The sequence below is a fragment of the Streptomyces venezuelae genome (assembly GCF_008642275.1).
GTDB lineage: Bacteria > Actinomycetota > Actinomycetes > Streptomycetales > Streptomycetaceae > Streptomyces > Streptomyces venezuelae_E.
In genome coordinates this window covers 4,202,248-4,218,414 of record NZ_CP029189.1, presented here as the reverse complement: position 1 = coordinate 4,218,414, position 16,167 = coordinate 4,202,248, and the positions used below count along the sequence as shown (strand labels likewise).

Annotated in this window: 18 protein-coding genes; 11 read left to right on the top strand and 7 right to left on the bottom strand. The window is 72.9% G+C overall.

The window, feature by feature from the left end:
* Nucleotides 1-4: 4 nt before the first annotated feature.
* From DEJ51_RS34570 to DEJ51_RS18660, 4 genes are all read right to left on the bottom strand, one after another.
* On the bottom strand, nt 5-169 hold the full coding sequence (locus DEJ51_RS34570) for a hypothetical protein (RefSeq protein WP_190620470.1): 165 nt from the start codon (nt 167-169) through the stop codon (nt 5-7).
* Nucleotides 170-182: 13 nt separating this feature from the next.
* Nucleotides 183-779, bottom strand: coding sequence for a hypothetical protein (locus DEJ51_RS18670; protein ID WP_150258618.1), 597 nt, complete (start codon nt 777-779; stop codon nt 183-185).
* Nucleotides 780-846: 67 nt separating this feature from the next.
* On the bottom strand, nt 847-1,032 hold the full coding sequence (locus DEJ51_RS18665) for a DUF397 domain-containing protein (RefSeq protein WP_150258617.1): 186 nt from the start codon (nt 1,030-1,032) through the stop codon (nt 847-849).
* 266 nt (nt 1,033-1,298) lie between these two features.
* Nucleotides 1,299-2,429, bottom strand: a complete 1,131-nt coding sequence (locus DEJ51_RS18660; protein ID WP_150258616.1) for a threonine aldolase family protein — start codon at nt 2,427-2,429, stop codon at nt 1,299-1,301.
* 112 nt (nt 2,430-2,541) lie between these two features.
* Here DEJ51_RS18660 and DEJ51_RS18655 point away from each other — a divergent pair, with 112 nt between their 5' ends.
* From DEJ51_RS18655 to DEJ51_RS18635, 5 genes are read left to right on the top strand one after another with little or no spacing between them, the layout of a single operon-like run.
* Nucleotides 2,542-3,453: a Rossmann-like and DUF2520 domain-containing protein gene (locus DEJ51_RS18655; RefSeq protein ID WP_150258615.1), complete on the top strand. Its 912-nt coding sequence runs from the start codon at nt 2,542-2,544 to the stop codon at nt 3,451-3,453.
* Nucleotides 3,450-4,442, top strand: coding sequence for a pantoate--beta-alanine ligase (panC, locus tag DEJ51_RS18650; protein WP_150258614.1), 993 nt, complete (start codon nt 3,450-3,452; stop codon nt 4,440-4,442). The genes DEJ51_RS18655 and panC overlap by 4 nt, the downstream gene beginning before the upstream one ends.
* Entirely contained in the window at nt 4,439-6,199 is a 1,761-nt protein-coding gene (locus tag DEJ51_RS18645) for an L-aspartate oxidase (protein WP_150258613.1), read from the top strand. The genes panC and DEJ51_RS18645 overlap by 4 nt, the downstream gene beginning before the upstream one ends.
* A 2-nt stretch (nt 6,200-6,201) precedes the next feature.
* Entirely contained in the window at nt 6,202-7,170 is a 969-nt protein-coding gene (gene nadC, locus DEJ51_RS18640) for a carboxylating nicotinate-nucleotide diphosphorylase (protein WP_150258612.1), read from the top strand.
* A gap of 3 nt (nt 7,171-7,173) precedes the next feature.
* Nucleotides 7,174-7,983, top strand: coding sequence for a type III pantothenate kinase (locus DEJ51_RS18635; RefSeq protein ID WP_150258611.1), 810 nt, complete (start codon nt 7,174-7,176; stop codon nt 7,981-7,983).
* A 46-nt stretch (nt 7,984-8,029) separates the two neighbouring features.
* Here the strand turns inward: DEJ51_RS18635 and DEJ51_RS18630 are convergent, their stop codons facing one another.
* Nucleotides 8,030-8,467, bottom strand: coding sequence for an ATP-binding protein (locus DEJ51_RS18630; RefSeq protein WP_150258610.1), 438 nt, complete (start codon nt 8,465-8,467; stop codon nt 8,030-8,032).
* Nucleotides 8,468-8,666: 199 nt separating this feature from the next.
* Between DEJ51_RS18630 and DEJ51_RS18625 the strand changes: the two genes are divergently transcribed.
* Nucleotides 8,667-9,518, top strand: a complete 852-nt coding sequence (locus DEJ51_RS18625; protein WP_150258609.1) for a helix-turn-helix domain-containing protein — start codon at nt 8,667-8,669, stop codon at nt 9,516-9,518.
* 14 nt (nt 9,519-9,532) lie between these two features.
* Nucleotides 9,533-9,724, top strand: a complete 192-nt coding sequence (locus DEJ51_RS18620; protein ID WP_150258608.1) for a DUF397 domain-containing protein — start codon at nt 9,533-9,535, stop codon at nt 9,722-9,724.
* Between the two features lie 20 nt (nt 9,725-9,744).
* Here the strand turns inward: DEJ51_RS18620 and DEJ51_RS18615 are convergent, their stop codons facing one another.
* The gene (locus DEJ51_RS18615; protein WP_150258607.1) at nt 9,745-9,954 is read right to left on the bottom strand and encodes a hypothetical protein; all 210 of its coding nucleotides are present in this window, start codon (nt 9,952-9,954) and stop codon (nt 9,745-9,747) included.
* 198 nt (nt 9,955-10,152) lie between these two features.
* On the opposite strand from DEJ51_RS18615, the gene DEJ51_RS18610 reads away from it, so the two are divergent.
* Together DEJ51_RS18610 and DEJ51_RS18605 are read left to right on the top strand one after the other, a co-directional pair.
* A complete protein-coding gene (locus tag DEJ51_RS18610; RefSeq protein WP_150258606.1) occupies nt 10,153-11,280 on the top strand; it encodes a DUF5937 family protein in 1,128 nt (375 codons plus the stop codon).
* Between the two features lie 232 nt (nt 11,281-11,512).
* Nucleotides 11,513-13,063, top strand: a complete 1,551-nt coding sequence (locus DEJ51_RS18605) for a M28 family metallopeptidase (protein ID WP_150258605.1) — start codon at nt 11,513-11,515, stop codon at nt 13,061-13,063.
* Nucleotides 13,064-13,136: 73 nt separating this feature from the next.
* On the opposite strand, the gene DEJ51_RS18600 is transcribed toward DEJ51_RS18605, so the two are convergent.
* A complete protein-coding gene (locus tag DEJ51_RS18600) occupies nt 13,137-14,081 on the bottom strand; it encodes an SAM-dependent methyltransferase (protein WP_150262000.1) in 945 nt (314 codons plus the stop codon).
* Nucleotides 14,082-14,236: 155 nt separating this feature from the next.
* Here DEJ51_RS18600 and DEJ51_RS18595 point away from each other — a divergent pair, with 155 nt between their 5' ends.
* Complete coding sequence (locus DEJ51_RS18595) at nt 14,237-15,439, top strand: sensor histidine kinase (RefSeq protein WP_150258604.1); 1,203 nt, start codon at nt 14,237-14,239, stop codon at nt 15,437-15,439.
* Between the two features lie 16 nt (nt 15,440-15,455).
* A complete protein-coding gene (locus DEJ51_RS18590) occupies nt 15,456-16,130 on the top strand; it encodes a response regulator (RefSeq protein WP_150258603.1) in 675 nt (224 codons plus the stop codon).
* Nucleotides 16,131-16,167: the final 37 nt, after the last annotated feature.

Sequence of the window (16,167 nt, the reverse complement as noted above, 5' to 3'; positions counted from 1 at the left end):
GGGGTTACTTCTGCTGCTGGGTGGCCTCGGCCCGGGCGAGCACGGCGTCGACCGCCGCGTCCTCCTTGGCCTTGTTGGAACCGCCCTGGCTCTTCACGATCGTCACGACGAGGGCGATGAAGAACACGGCCATCACGAACGGGGGCACGAGCGCGGAGACATAGTCCATGCCCACAGCCTAGCTACCCGGCGGCCCGCCCGGCCGCCGGGGGCGGGGTGGGCTTGCGGCGCGGCGGGAACACCTCGCCGGGGGTCGGGATCGGCCGCTCCGGGTGCGGCGGCTCCTTGGGGTGCGGAGCCGGGCGGGCCGGCTGGTCGTCGCCCTTCTCCTTGCCGCCGGCCAGGGCCAGCAGCCGGGTGCGGGGCGCGGGCGCGGTCGACAGCCTCCGGCGTACGGAGCGCTCCGCGACCGACCGGGCCCGTTCCAGGAGCGCGGCGGCGACCGGGTTGGCGCGGAGCGCGCGCAGGGCGGCGAGGTCGTCGGGCTGCGGTTCGTATCCGGCGGCCAGGGCGTCCTGCAGCAGCTCCAGGTAGCCGCTGAGACTGCCGGGCAGGGCGCTGCGGTAGCGGGCGAGGTCGGCGAGGAGGAACGCTCTGAGCCGGCCCGCCTCCCGGACCGCTTCGTCCACCGACCGCGCGAGGCGCAGGCAGTCCTGGACCTCCTCGGCCGCCAGGGGGGCCGAGGAGGACTGAAGGGCGTGGGCGAGGAGGCGCCTGAGCAGGTGCAGCTCAGCGGCGCTGAACGCCATGCCGCCGCGGGATCCGTAGGGCGTGGGCATGGGCCGAAGATACGCGCTAATCGGACAAAATCCCCTGAGTGCGGGTGCGGCGCGCTCGGCGGGTCCCTCAGCCGGTCTCTTTGACCGCGCGCAGGAAGTCGGCCCAGGCGGACTGGGTGGTGGCGAGCACGAGGTGGGCGGGGTCGGCACGGTCGGCGACCCTGACGAGGGCTCCGGGGGCGGTGGCGACGTAGACGCAGGCGGCGCCCTCAGCGCAGAACGAGGACTTCCGCCACACGGGCTGAGCGGTCATGGTGTCTCCTCCGGGCGCGGTGGCCGGTAATTGCCGTCAACGACGGTAACGCCGTGTCCGGTCCGCGCCGGTGTCTTTCCTGAATTCGGTGTTTCGCCGCCTCCCTCCCGGGTGGGGTGGCGGGTACTGCTGCGGGGCCGCCCCGGCCCGCCCCCGGCCCGGCTCCGCCCGGACCCGCGCCCCGGCCGCCGGTCGGGCCGGAGGACGGCCCTGGGGGCGGTTGGGGCGCGGGGTGGGGGACGGACCCGGCCGACGGCCTGCCGGCGCTAGATCCGGGCCACGAAGGCCGAGACCGCCTCGTGGACGTCGGACTCCGTCCAGGACAGGCCCGGCTGCGTGATCTCCAGTTCCGTCACCGCGAGGCCCGGCGGGCCGTCGGGGGACCACCGGCGGAAGAGGACCGTGCCCGTCTCCTCGGCCTGCCGCAGGCCCGCCTCCGTCAGCCGGTCCGGTTCGTACGGGAGCCAGACCTGGAACTGGTGGGTGTGCGGCTCCTCCGGGTGGATACGGGCCCACGGGACCCCCGAATCGGCGAAGGCCGAGCGCAGGGCCGCGGCCACCTTCCGCGCCTGGGCCACGTACGACGGCAGCCGGGGCAGTTCGCGTTCCAGTCCGGCCAGCGCCGAGAGGGCCTGCGGGAACTGCCGGAAGATCTGGCCGCCGTAGCGGTGCCGCCAGACCCGGGTCTCCTCCACGAAGTCCCGCGGCCCCGCCAGGGCCGCCCCGCTGAGGCCGCCGAGGGACTTGTAGAACGAGACGTACACCGAGTCCGCGAGGGCCGCGATCTCCGGCAGGGTGCGGCCGAAGTGGACGGTGGACTCCCACAGCCGGGCCCCGTCGAAGTGGACGACCGCGTCCCGCGCCCGGGCCGCTTCGGTCAGCGCCTCCAGCTCCTCCCAGGTGGGCAGCAGGAAGCCCGCGTCCCGCAGGGGCAGCTCCACCATCAGCGTGCCGAAGGGCTCCCGCAGCGCCTCGACGTCCGCGGCCGACGGCTGGCGGGCCTCCGTGGTCGGGTGCGCCACCCGCAGCCCGGAGACGGCCGACAGGGCGTCCCCCTCCCACCGCTCCGGATGGCTCATCGGATGCAGCGCCACCACCGGGTTCCCGGTCCGGCCCGCCCAGCAGCGCAGCGCGATCTGCTGGGCCATCGTGCCGCTGGGGAAGAACGCCGCGTCCTCGGTCCCCAGCAGCTCGGCGACCTTGCGCTCCAGCGCCCCGACGACCCCGTCGCCGTAGACGTCGGCCGGCCCGTCCATGTCGTGCGGGGCCTGGGCGAGCGAGCCGAGCAGCTCCCCCACCGTGGGCTCCAGCAGGCTGCGGGACAGCCTCCGCTCCGCCCCGCGCCATGCCGCGACCAGCCGCTTCGTACGTTCGATGTCCTCGCTGTCGTCACTCATGGACAGAGATCCTCGCTCCACTCGCCGCCGACCGGCCAACTGCCCCAGGAGCTAGCATGGCGGCGTATCGTCCGGTACCCCCCGCGGACTGGAACGGAAGGGCCCTCCCCGCGTGAATCCATCACAGCAGCCACGCCCTGCCCGGCTCGCCGTCGGCGTCGTCGGAGCCGGCCGCGTCGGTCCCGCGCTGGCGTGTGCGCTCCAGCAGGCCGGGCACCGGCCCGTGGCCGTCTCCGGAGTGTCCGACGCGTCGGTGCGCCGGGCCGCGCGGATGCTGCCCGACGTGCCGCTCGTACCGCCCGCGCAGGTGCTGGAGCTGGCCGACCTGGTGCTCCTGACCGTCCCCGACGACGCGCTGCCGTCCCTCGTGGAGGGCCTCGCCGGGACCGGCGCGGTCCGGCCCGGACAGCTCCTGGTGCACACCTCCGGCCGGTACGGGACCTCCGTGCTCGACCCGGCGCGCCGCGCGGGCGCCCTGCCGCTGGCCCTGCACCCGGCGATGACCTTCACCGGCACCGAGGTCGACGTGCAGCGGCTCGCCGGGTGCTCCTTCGGCGTCACCGCCCCCGAGGAGCTGCGGCTGGCCGCCGAGGCCCTGGTCATCGAGATGGGCGGGGAGCCCGAGTGGATCGCGGAGGAGAACCGTCCGCTCTACCACGCGGCCCTGGCCCTCGGCGCGAACCACCTGGTCACGCTGGTGGCCCAGTCGATGGAGCTGCTGGCCAAGGCCGGGGTGGGGCACCCCGACCGGATGCTCGGCCCGCTGCTCGGCGCGGCCCTCGACAACGCCCTGCGCTCCGGTGACGCCGCCCTGACCGGGCCGGTGGCCCGCGGGGACGCCGGTACGGTCGCCGCGCACGTCTCGGAACTGCGCAGGCACGCCCCCGGCGCGGTCTCCGGATACCTGGCGATGGCCCGCACGACCGCGGACCGGGCTCTCGCGCACGGTCTGCTCAAGCCCGAACTCGCCGAGGACCTGCTCGGCGTGCTCGCCGACTCGGAGTCCGACGGGGGAGACCGGTGACCGACCTGCTGCTGCACACCGCGGAGGAGCTGCACAAGCTGTCGCGCACCGGCCGCCGGGCCGTGGTGATGACGATGGGGGCCCTTCACGAGGGCCACGCCACCTTGATCCGCACGGCCCGCGAACAGGCCGGGCCCGAGGGGCAGGTCGTCGTCACCGTCTTCGTCAACCCGCTGCAGTTCGGGGCGGGCGAGGACCTCGACCGCTACCCCCGCACCCTCGACGCGGACCTGGCGATCGCCGAGGAGGCGGGCGCCGACGCGGTGTTCGCCCCGGCCGTCGACGAGGTCTATCCGGGCGGCGACCCGCAGGTGCGGATCAGCGCGGGTCCGATGGGCGAGCGCCTCGAAGGGGCCACCCGCCCCGGGCACTTCGACGGCATGCTCACCGTCGTCGCCAAGCTGCTCCACCTCACCCGCCCGGACCTGGCCCTCTTCGGCCAGAAGGACGCGCAGCAACTGGCCCTGATCCGGCGGATGGTGACCGACCTGAACTTCCCCGTCGAGGTGGTCGGCGTACCGACCGTCCGCGAGGAGGACGGGCTCGCGCTGTCGTCCCGCAACCGCTACCTGTCCGCCGCGGAGCGGCACACCGCCCTGGCCCTGTCCCGCGCCCTGTTCGCCGGGCGCGACCGGCTCGCCGCGCAGGCGGCGCTGCGGGCCCGCGCCGAAGCCTCCCCGGCCAGTGACGAGCGGGCCACCGCCCTGGCCCGCCTGGGCGAGATCCGCGCCTCCGCCGACGCGCACGCCGTCTCCGCGGCCGGCGCCGGGCTGCCGGACGCCGTACGGGCCGCCGCGCTGCACGTCCTGGAGGAGGCGGGCCGCCACGAGCCGCCGCTCGTGCTGGACTACCTGGCGCTGGTGGATCCGCTGGACTTCAGCGAGACCGGTCAGGACTTCACCGGGCAGGCCGTGCTGGCCGTCGCCGCGAAGGTGGGCTCGACCCGGCTGATCGACAACATCCCATTGGAATTCGGAGCACACTCGTGAGCACCCCAGGCAGAGGCACCGCAGGCAGCGACGGCGGGGACACGGCCGCGGGCACCGGCATACGCCTGCACGCGCCGGCCCCCGGCTGGTCCCTCGACGCCGACGTCGTGGTCGTCGGCTCCGGCGTGGCGGGCCTGACCGCCGCGCTGCGCTGCGCCGCCGGGGGCCGCCGCACCGTCGTGGTCACCAAGGCCCGGCTCGACGACGGCTCCACCCGCTGGGCCCAGGGCGGTATCGCCGCGGCCCTCGGCGAGGGCGACACCCCCGAGCAGCACCTGGACGACACCCTGGTCGCCGGTGCGGGCCTGTGCGACGAGGAGGCCGTCCGGCTGCTCGTCACCGAGGGCCCGGACGCGGTGCGGCGGCTGATGGCCACCGGCGCGGTCTTCGACACGTCCACGGAGACCGGCGAGATAGAACTGACCCGCGAGGGCGGGCACCACCGCCGCCGGATCGCGCACGCGGGCGGCGACGCCACCGGAGCCGAGATCTCGCGGGCGCTCGTCGAGGCCGTCCAGGCCGCCGGCATCGAGACCGTGGAGAACGCCCTCGTACTGGACCTGCTGCAGGACGCCGAGGGCCGTACGGCCGGCGTGACCCTGCACGTCATGGGCGAGGGACAGCACGACGGGGTGGGCGCCGTGCACGCGCCCGCCGTGATCCTCGCGACCGGCGGCATGGGCCAGGTCTTCTCGGCCACCACCAACCCGTCGGTGTCCACCGGTGACGGCGTGGCGCTCGCGCTGCGGGCCGGCGCCGAGGTCTCCGACCTCGAATTCGTGCAGTTCCACCCGACGGTGCTGTTCCTCGGCCCGGACGCCGAGGGACAGCAGCCGCTGGTGTCGGAGGCGGTCCGGGGCGAGGGCGCGTACCTCGTCGACGCGGACGGCGTCCGCTTCATGCAGGGCCAGCACGAGCTCGCCGAGCTCGCGCCGCGCGACATCGTCGCCAAGGGCATCATGCGCCGCATGCAGGAGCAGGGCGCGCAGCAGATGTACCTCGACGCCCGGCACTTCGGCGCGCGGATGTGGGAGCAGCGCTTCCCGACCATCCTGGCCGCCTGCCGCTCCCACGGCATCGACCCGGTGACCGAGCCCATCCCGGTGGCGCCCGCCGCGCACTACGCGTCCGGCGGCGTGCGGACCGACCTGCACGGGCGGACCACGGTCCCGGGCCTGTACGCCTGCGGCGAGGTCGCCTGCACCGGTGTGCACGGCGCGAACCGGCTGGCCTCGAACTCCCTGCTGGAGGGCCTGGTCTTCGCCGAGCGGATCGCCGAGGACATCGTCGCCGAGGGGGCCGCCGGCAGCGGCCCGGGCATACCGGTCCCGGCGACCGGCCCGCTGCAGCCCGCGGGGGCCCGGTACGAGGTCCAGCGGATCATGACGGAGGGCGCGGGCGTGCTCCGCTCCGCCGACTCGCTCAGTGCCGCGGCCGACGCCCTCGAAGCGCTGTACGCCACCGCCCTGAACGACCTCGAAGCGCACGGCAAGACCGCCGAGCCGGGCGTGGACACCTGGGAGGCCACGAACCTGCTGTGCGTGGCGCGGGTCCTGGTCGCCGCGGCGCAGCGGCGCGTGGAGACCCGCGGCTGCCACTGGCGCGAGGACCACCCCGAGCGGGACGATGCGCACTGGCGCCGCCATCTCGTCGTCCGGCTCTCGGCGACCGAGAAGCGCGCCCTGGTCGTCGTACCCACCGACTCCGCGGACTTCCCGTCCGTGCACCCCCTGAGCACCCCGAGCCTGGAGCAGTGACCGTGAGCACCCCCGAACTTCCCCTGATCGACCAGAACGACGGCGGCTGCGGCGACGACTGCGCCTGCGGCGACGGCGAGGAGAGCGGCCTGGACCCGGCGCTGGCGCAGCTGCTCGCCGACGCCGGCCTGGACCCGATCGAGGTCGAGGACATCGCGCACATGGCGCTGTCGGAGGACCTGGACGGTGGCGTGGACGTGACGACCGTGGCGACCGTGCCGGAGGAGGCCGAGGCCGTCGCCGACTTCGTCGCCCGCGAGGACGGTGTCGTGGCCGGTCTGAGGATCGCCGAGGCCGTGTTCTCTGTGGTCTGCACGGAGGCCTTCGAGGTGGAGCGGCACGCGGAGGACGGTGACACCGTCGCCGCCGGCCAGCTGCTGCTGTCCGTGCGCTCGCGCACCCGTGACCTGCTCACGGCGGAGCGCAGCGCGCTGAACATCATGTGCCGGCTGTCGGGCATCGCGACGGCCACCCGCCGCTGGGCCGACGTGCTGGAGGGCACCTCGGCAAAGGTCCGCGACACCCGCAAGACCACGCCGGGCCTGCGCTCGCTGGAGAAGTACGCGGTGCGCTGCGGCGGCGGAGTCAACCACCGGATGTCGCTCTCGGACGCCGCGCTGGTCAAGGACAACCACGTGGTGGCGGCCGGCGGTGTCGCGCAGGCGTTCAAGGCCGTGCGCGAGGCCTTCCCGGAGGTCCCGATCGAGGTCGAGGTCGACACGCTGGAGCAGATCGGCGAGGTCCTGGAGGCCGGCGCCGACCTGATCCTGCTGGACAACTTCACCGTCGCGCAGACCGCCGAGGCCGTGGCCCTGGTGGCCGGCCGCGCGGTGCTGGAGTCCTCCGGCCGCCTCACCCTGGACACCGCCCGCGCGTACGCGGAGACGGGCGTGGACTACCTGGCGGTCGGCGCGCTGACCCACTCCTCGCCGATCCTGGACATCGGGCTCGATCTGCGCGAGGCGGTGTAACCCGTGCTCCTCACCATCGACGTAGGCAACACCCACACGGTCCTGGGCCTGTTCGACGGTGACGAGATCGTCGAGCACTGGCGTATCTCGACCGACCCGCGGCGCACGGCCGACGAGATGGCCGTGCTGATGCAGGGCCTGATGGGCATGCACCCGATGCTCGGCAGCGAGCTGGGCGACGGGATCCACGGCATCGCGATCTGCTCGACGGTGCCGTCGGTCCTGCACGAGCTTCGCGAGGTGACCCGGCGCTACTACGGCGACGTGCCGGCGGTGCTGGTGGAGCCCGGGATCAAGACGGGCGTGCCGATCCTGATGGACAACCCGAAGGAGGTCGGCGCGGACCGCATCATCAACGCGGTCGCGGCGGTCGAGCTCTACGGGGGCCCGGCGATCGTGGTCGACTTCGGTACGGCGACCACCTTCGACGCGGTGTCCGCGAAGGGCGAGTACGTGGGCGGGGTGATCGCCCCGGGCATCGAGATCTCGATGGAGGCGCTCGGCGTACGGGGCGCCCAGCTGCGGAAGATCGAGCTGGCCCGGCCGCGGAACGTGATCGGGAAGTCCACGGTCGAGGCGATGCAGTCGGGCGTGGTCTACGGCTTCGCCGGGCAGGTCGACGGGGTCGTGACCCGGATGGCGAAGGAGCTGGCCGGACCGCACGGCGACCCGGACGACGTGCGGGTCATCGCCACGGGCGGGCTGGCACCGATGGTGCTGGGCGAGTCCTCGGTGATCGACGACCACGAGCCGTGGCTGACGCTGATCGGGCTGCGGCTGGTGTACCAGCGCAACGCGCCCAACTTCGAGTGACGCCGCCGGGGCGGGCCCGTACCGGTGTGTACGGTCCCGCCCCGGCTCAGGCGTGGACCTCGACCCAGAGCAGCTTCCCTCCGGAGCCGCCGTACGGTCCCGTTCCCGCGAGGGGGTAGCCGCCCCAGTTGTCGGCGTACGCCCGCACGAGGAACAGTCCGCGGCCGTGCTCGGCGCCCCAGTGCGGCGGTCCGGCGGGGCGGTCCGCTCCGAAGGGCGGCGGGATGTGCGGGTTGTCGTCCCAGACGCTGACCCGCAGCCGGGTGGCCTCCATGGCGCGGAGCCGGAGGGTGTACGGGCCGTCGGAGTAGAGGTAGGCGTTGGCGAGCAACTCCCCGGCGAGCAGCTCGGCCGTCTCGACGAGCGAGCCCATCGCGTGCGTCCGGAGCACGGAGCGCAGGGTCTGGCGGGCGAGGCCGGGGGCGCGGGGATCTTGTGGGAGTTGCAGGCTGTAGGCCCACGACGGGGATACGGTGGCAGGCATGGAAGTCTCCGATCACGGAGGGGTGTTGGTCGCGTCGCACTTGCTGCCCGGTGACCGTGCCGCTCCGTCGAGCGGGGTACTTCCGGGCGGGTGGCCCACGTCTCAGATTAGGGGCGCGCAAGTGTTATTTGCGCGAATCCTGCGGGATCCAGGCCCTCATTCGCTCGTGTGAGTGAGACAGCTGCGGGAAGGGAGTGCCATGGCGGGGCGGGCAGCACTTACGGCCCGACGCATCCGCGTCGCCGTCGAGCTGCGCAAATTGCGCGAGCGCTCCGGGCTCACGGCAACTGAGGCCGCGCGTCAACTCGGCACCAGCCAGGGACAGCTGAGCAACGTGGAGACGGGCAGATTCGGGGTCAGCCCCGAGCGGGTGCACGCCATGGCGCAGGTGTACTCCGTGTGCGACGCCCGACTCGTCGACGCACTGGCCGCCATGGCGAGCGACCGCACGAAGGGCTGGTGGGAGCAGTACCGGGAACTTCTGCCGCCGGGCCTGCTCGATCTCGCCGAGCTGGAGCATCACGGCCTGGCACTACGTGCCGCCTACACCGCCCACGTGCCCGGACTGCTGCAGACGGCGGAGCACGCCCGGGAGATCTTCGGGCACGTGCTGCCGCCCCTCCCCCAAGCCGACGTGGAGCGGCGCGTCGCCCACCGGATCCAGCGGCAGGAGGTCCTCCACCGTGACGACCCTGCCCCGTACACCGCGATCATCCACGAGGCTGCCCTGCGGATGAAGTTCGGCGGGTACCCCGTCGTGAAGGCTCAGCTGGCCCACTTGCTGGAGATGGGAGAGCTGAGCCATGTCCGGATTCTGGTGATCCCCTTCGACGCGGGTTCCTTCCCCGGATCCGGCCAGTCGATCTACTACGTCCACGGGCCCGTACCGCAGCTCGACACCGTCCACCTCGACCAGTCCCACGGCCCCGCCCTGGTCGACGCCGAGGCCCAGCTCGCCAAGTACCGGCTGCTTCTGGACCGCATGGAGGTCTCGGCCCTCGGCTGTGAAGAGAGCCGGGATTTCATCCACAGCATCCTGCGCGCCCTGTGAACCGAGGAGGCCCCATGACTCACCTCAACTGGCGAAAGTCGTCGTTCTGCCAGGAGGGAGAGGCCTGTGTTCACGTGGCTGCGGCCGCACCCGGCGCAGACGTGAAGGTGGCGGGGAGCGCCGATCCCGGCGAGGCGTACCTCAGCGTCTCGCAGACCGCCTGGTCGGCCTTCCTCCGGGCTCTGAAGGGCGCCGGCACCTCATGAGCCCGCCCCCGGTACGGGGGTCAGGACGCCTGTGGGCGGACGAATATCCGGCGCAGGGCCGCCCGCCAGGGGTGGCGGCCCGATCTGCCGTCCATCACGGCTCTGGCCTGCTCGTACGTGCGCAGTGAGCGGAGCACTGCGACGTCGTCGCGCCCGGGCGGCGGGGGCATCGGCGCGCCCTGCTGGGACGCCCGCCAGGTGTCGATCATGTACTGCTCGTTCGCGGTCATGCCTCAAGCCTCACCCTGTCGGCGGTATCGCGCACGACATTTAACGTTCCCCGTCAATCGACGGCTCGAAAGCACCCCGGCGGCCGGAAACGATCACTCGTCCGGCCGCCGGGCCGGGCCGCCCCCGGCCACCCGTACGGCCGGGCCGGAAGCAGCGCCCCCGTCTCCCCGGCCTGCACGGAACGACAGAATGGCCAGATGAGCGTCACGATCGACATCGCAGGCCTGCCCCCCGAGCGGATCACTTTCGCGCCCTCCCCGCTCGCCGAGCTCTGCATGGCCCTGCACGCGCTCTCCCAGCCCGCGCACCACCCCGGGCTGGCCTCCTGGACCACCGCCACCGCCGCCTCGCTCGATCCGTGCCTCGCGGACCGGCTGCTGGAGGCCGACTTCATGTGGCGGAGCTCGTTCTCCGACATCTTCATGCCGTTCGCCGGGCTGCCCGGCGGAACCGGGCAGCCCGCCGCGACGCTGGCCGAGGCGCTGGACGTACTCGACCGGCTGGACGACGAGCGGTTCGTGCGCGCCGCCCTGGAGCAGTGCTGGCTGGCGCTCTACAACGAGGGCGGCCCCTCCTCCTCGCCCCTGGACAACCCGGCGGCGCGGGCCAAGGCTCTGGAGACGGCCGCCGCCCGCGGCCCGCGTCAGCTGGACTTCTCCATGCGGCTCCTCGACGACACGGCCGCCGTCCGGGTGTGGGTGCGGCGCCTCCTGGAGGACTGCGACGAGGCCTTCTTCGCCGAGACGTGGAAGCGCGTGGAGCCCGGGCAGAGCGCCGACGCCCGGCACAAGACGGAGGTGCTGCGCCGCAAGGGGCTGCCGGCCGTGCTGAAGGAGGTCTCGGCCGCCCTCAGCGTCGACGAGGGCGGCACGACGATCACCGCCGACAAGATGGTCCACGGATCGACGACCGCGACCGACGACCGAATAGGCACCGGCCTGGTCTTCGTGCCGACCAACTTCGGCTGGCCGCATCTGCTGGTGCTGCACGCGCCGGGCTGGCGGCCGGTGGTCCACTATCCGCTCGGCTCCCCCGAACTGGCCTCCGAGCCCGGCTCGGTGGAGCTGCTGCAGCGGCGGATGGAGGCGCTGGCGCACCCCATGCGGATGATGCTGTGCCGGAGTCTGGCCCGGGCCCCGTTCACGACGAGCGAGCTGGCGACCGTGTACGGGATCACCGCGCCGGAGGTGTCGCGGCATCTGGGCGTCCTGAGGAAGGCCGGCCTGATGCACACGAGGCGCCAGGGCCGGTACGCCCAGCACCAGTTGGACCTTCCGGCGGTCGCGCGCATCGGATCGGACTTTATCGAGGGCATCCTCCGCTAGGACGAACCATCGTGCGTTTGGCTGGATTTGAGCGGCCCGGACTCACCGATATACAGGATTCATAAACCGGAATCAGCTAAAACTCTGGCCATGGTGGCCACTTGCTGTCTAACGTGCGTCCACCGATCCCCCACGTAACGCGCACCACTTCTGCTCACACGCTCCGCCGTGCTCCGCCTTGTCATGCCCTGCTCCGCCCTGCCCTGCTCGCCTTTGCCGTGGAAGGACCTTCATGCCCTCACGCCGTATAGCCGCAGCAACCGCCGCCCTGGCAGCCGCAGCCCTCGTATCTCCGCTGCTGCTGGCCGGACCGGCCGGAGCCACCGGAAGCCCCCAGAGCGACGCCGCCCGCGGCGACGCGCTCGCCAGGAAGCTGGTCAAGGAGGCGACCGGCAAGGGCGCCTACAACCACCTCAAGGTGCTCCAGTCGCTCGCCGACTACAACAACGGCAACCGCGCGGCCGGATCCAAGGGCCACGAGCAGTCGGCCAAGTACATCGAGGCGGTGATGAAGGCGGCCGGGTACACGGTCACCCGCAACGAGTTCGACTTCGTCTTCGTCGAGACGATCGAGGAGAAGCTGACCGTGGGCGGCGCGAACCAGCGCGACGTCCCGATCCACCTGATGACCTACACGGCGAACTCCCCGGAGGGCGGTGTGACGGCCCAGGTCGCCGTCGCCCCGGTCGACGCGGACGGGACGAACGGCTGCGAGGCGGGCGACTTCGCCTCCGGCGCCTTCACCGGCAAGATCGCCCTGATCAAGCGCGGCGGCTGCACCTTCGCGGTGAAGCAGCAGAACGCGGCCACGGCCGGAGCCGTCGGCGCGGTCATCTACAACAACACCGCGGGCGCCCTGAACGGCACCCTCGGCGACCCGACCCTCGGCAAGGTCCCGACGGGCGGCATCACCCAGGAGGACGGCGAGAAGCTCACCGCCGAGGCCGCCGCCGGTCCGGTCGAGCTCACCCTCGACATCCGTGAGCTGCGCGAGAACCGCAAGACCTTCAACGTCGTCGCCGAGACCAAGGGCGGCGACGAGAACAACACCGTCTTCCTCGGCGCGCACCTCGACTCGGTCGCGGCAGGCCCGGGCATCAACGACAACGGATCCGGTTCGGCCGGCATCCTCCAGGTCGCCCAGCGGCTCGCGAGCGAGCAGAAGAAGGTCAAGAACAAGGTCAAGTTCGCCTGGTGGTCGGCCGAGGAGTTCGGCCTGCTCGGCTCCGAGGCGTACGTCGCCGGCCTGACCGACGAGCAGAAGAAGAAGATCAAGCTCTACCTGAACTTCGACATGATCGCCTCGCCGAACGCCGCCTACTTCGTCTACGACGGCGACGACTCGGACGCGACCGGCGCGGGCCCCGGCCCGGCGGGCTCCGCCCAGCTGGAGAAGGGGATCAACGACTTCCTCGACTCGAAGAAGATCCCGCACGAGGGCACGGACTTCTCGGGCCGCTCGGACTACGGCCCCTTCATCGAGGCGGGCATCCCGTCCGGCGGTACCTTCACCGGCGCCGAGGGGATCAAGACCCCGGAGCAGGCCGCGAAGTTCGGCGGCCAGGCGGGCGTCGCCTACGACGTGAACTACCACGGCAAGGGTGACGACATCACCAACATCGACCAGAAGGCGCTCGACATCAACGTCGACGTCATCGCGGACGCGGTCGGCCACTACGCGCACGACCTGGCCCCGCTGTCGAAGCCGGTCGTCTCGCAGCCGACGGGCGGCTCGGGCAGCGGCGGCGGCCTGCACCAGGGTCACGACGAGCTGGTGCAGTAGGCGGCACCCGCAGGGACGCACAGGAGGGCCGGGATCCGCAGCGGATCCCGGCCCTCCGCGCGTGCCCGGCCGGTCAGTGCGCCGTACGTGCGCCCGGCCACGCAGGGGCCTGGATGCCGACGGGCTGGACCAGCCAGCCGAAGGCCCCCAGCCCGGCGCGGTCCGTGAGCTCCGCCGCCTCGCCGGCCGAGGACAGGGCCCGTACGTAGGCCACCGGGTCCGCCGAGGCCAGGGCGAGCGGGGGCCGGGCGCCCGAGACGCCGAGCGCGGCCAGTGCCTCGCGCTGGGTCAGCAGCACCGCCCCCGGTCCCGCACAGGAGTCCAGGGCCACGTGGGCGGTGACGTCGCAGGAGCCGTCCGGCACCGGCGGGACCTCCCGGCCGCCGCGAAAGCCCGTCAGGGTGCCGTACGGGGGCCGCGCGCCCCGGGTGTGGGCGTAGTCCACCGCGACCGCAAGTCCCCGCTCCAGGGACCCGGCGGCGGCCGCCCAGGCCTCGTCACGGGCCCGGCCGATCTCGCTGCGGCCGCCGCCCGGCCACCAGCGCTCCAGCCAGGCCCGGTCCGGGCCGTCCAGCGGGCCGCCCGCACGCTCCGTACCGTCCGGGGCGACCAGCACGTACCGCCCGTCCTCGGCGACCTCCAGCGGCACGTTGTCCAGCCATTCGTTGGCGAAGAGCAGGCCCGTCGCCCCTTCGGGCGGGGCCTCGGCCCAGTGGATGCGCGGGTCGAGCCCGGCGGGCCGCTCCGCCCGTTCCACGGCGTACGGGCGCACCCGCGCGGCCGTCCGCGGCTCCAGCGCGGCGAGCACCCCGGCCAGCAGCTCCCCCCGCCCGGCCCCGACATCGACCAGGTCCAGCCGCGCCGGGTGCCCGAGCTCGGCGTCCACCCACCGCAGCAGCCGGGCCACGGCCGCGGCGTACAGCGGGGAGGCGTGCACGGAGGTACGGAAGTGTCCGGCTGGTCCCGGCCCGCCGGGGCGCACGTAGAAGCCGTCGGGCCCGTACAGCGCGGCCTCCATCGCCACGCGCCACCGGACCGCGGTCGCACCTTCACCCTGAGAGCTCACCGGACAAAGGCTAAGCTCACCGTCCACCTTGGGGAGTACGGCCCCGGTGCCAGGTTCGAACCTCTGGTTGACTCCAGCACCTATCTGCGTTCCCTACTCTGGGTTACGTGCAGCGCCTCTACGACTTCCTCCGCAGACACCCGACGGGCGTCGACAGCTTCTGGGCTGTCCTCCTCTTCGGGATCGGGATGCTGCAGGTCGCCGACGACAGTTCCCACAGCACCACCGCACGGCTGCTCGCCGTCCCCGCGGTCGTCGCGATGAGTGTCGTGGTGGCCCTGCGCCGCAAGTGGACACCGGCGATGTTCTGGCTCGCCGTCGGCACCGGCGTCTACAAGCTGATCACCCACACCGACGTGAATCCCGCCGACGTCGCGATGCTGATCATCCTGTACACGGTCGCCGCCTCCTCCGAGGTCTCGCGCCGGATGTCCCGTACCGCGTTCGCCATCGGATTCGTCGCCTCCCCCCTGTACGCCGTGCGCTTCGCGGTGGACCAGGGCAACCTGCGCGACAACGCCCTCTCCGTGCTCTTCGCGATCGTCCCGTTCGCCCTCGCCTGGGTGCTCGGCGACTCCCTGCGCACCCGCCGGGCCTACTACGCCCAGCTCGTCGAGCGGAACCAGCGCCTGGAGAACCAGCGCGAGGCCCAGGCCAAGGTGGCCGTGGCCGCCGAGCGCGCCCGGATCGCCCGCGAGCTGCACGACGTCGTCGCGCACAACGTCTCGGTGATGGTGGTCCAGGCGGACGGGGCCGCATACGTCATGGACGTGGCTCCCGAGCAGGCCAAGGAAGCCCTCCAGACCATCTCCGGCACCGGGCGCCAGGCGCTGGCCGAGATGCGGCGGCTGCTGGGCGTCCTGCGCACCGGCGAACCCCAGGAGTCCGAGGACTACGTGCCCCAGCCGGACGTCGAGCAGATCGAGGTCCTGGTCGAGCAGGTACGGACGGCGGGGCTCTCGGTGGACTTCGAGGTCGAGGGAACGCCCCGGCGGCTGCCCAGCGGGGTCGAGCTGACGGCGTACCGGATCGTGCAGGAGGCGCTGACCAACACCCGCAAGCACGGCGGCCCCGAGGCGAAGGCCAGCGTCCGGCTGGTCTACTTCGACGACGGCCTCGGCCTGCTGGTCGAGGACGACGGCCGGGGCGCGGCCCACGAGCTGTACGAGGACGGCGGCGCGGACGGCGCCGGGCACGGGCTGATCGGCATGCGCGAGCGGATCGGTATGGTCGGCGGAACCCTGGACGCGGGGCCGCGGCCCGGCGGCGGCTTCCGGATCAGCGCACTGCTGCCCCTGAAGAAGAGATGACGAGGACGAGGTACTGATGTCCATCCGAGTGATGCTGGTCGACGACCAGGTCCTGCTGCGCACCGGCTTCCGTATGGTGCTCGCCGCCCAGCCGGACATGGAGGTCGTCGCCGAGGCGGGCGACGGCCTGGAGGCGCTGGAGGTGCTGCGGGCCACGAAGGTGGACGTGGTGCTGATGGACGTCCGCATGCCCAGGCTGGACGGTGTGGAGGCGACGCGGCGGATCTGCGAGCCGGAGGAGCACCCGAAGGTGATCATCCTGACCACCTTCGACCTGGACGAGTACGCCTTCTCGGGTCTCAAGGCGGGCGCGAGCGGATTCATGCTGAAGGACGTCCCGCCGGGCGAGCTCCTCGCGGCCATCCGCTCGGTGCACAGCGGGGACGCGGTGGTGGCCCCGTCCACGACGCGGCGCCTGCTGGACCGCTTCGCGCCGATGCTGCCGACGACCACGCAGGAGCCGCAGAACAAGGACATCGAGCGGCTGACGGAGCGCGAGCGCGAGGTCATGCTGCTGGTGGCGCAGGGCCTGTCGAACGGTGAGATCGCGGCCCGGCTGGTCCTGTCGGAGGCCACCGTGAAGACCCACGTGGGCCGGATCCTGACCAAGCTGGGGCTGCGCGACCGGGTCCAGGTGGTCGTGCTCGCGTACGAGACGGGCCTGGTCCGCGCGGGCGGCGGGGCCGGATAGCCGTACCCGCCCGCCGTCCGCCGCCCCCGCCGGGCTC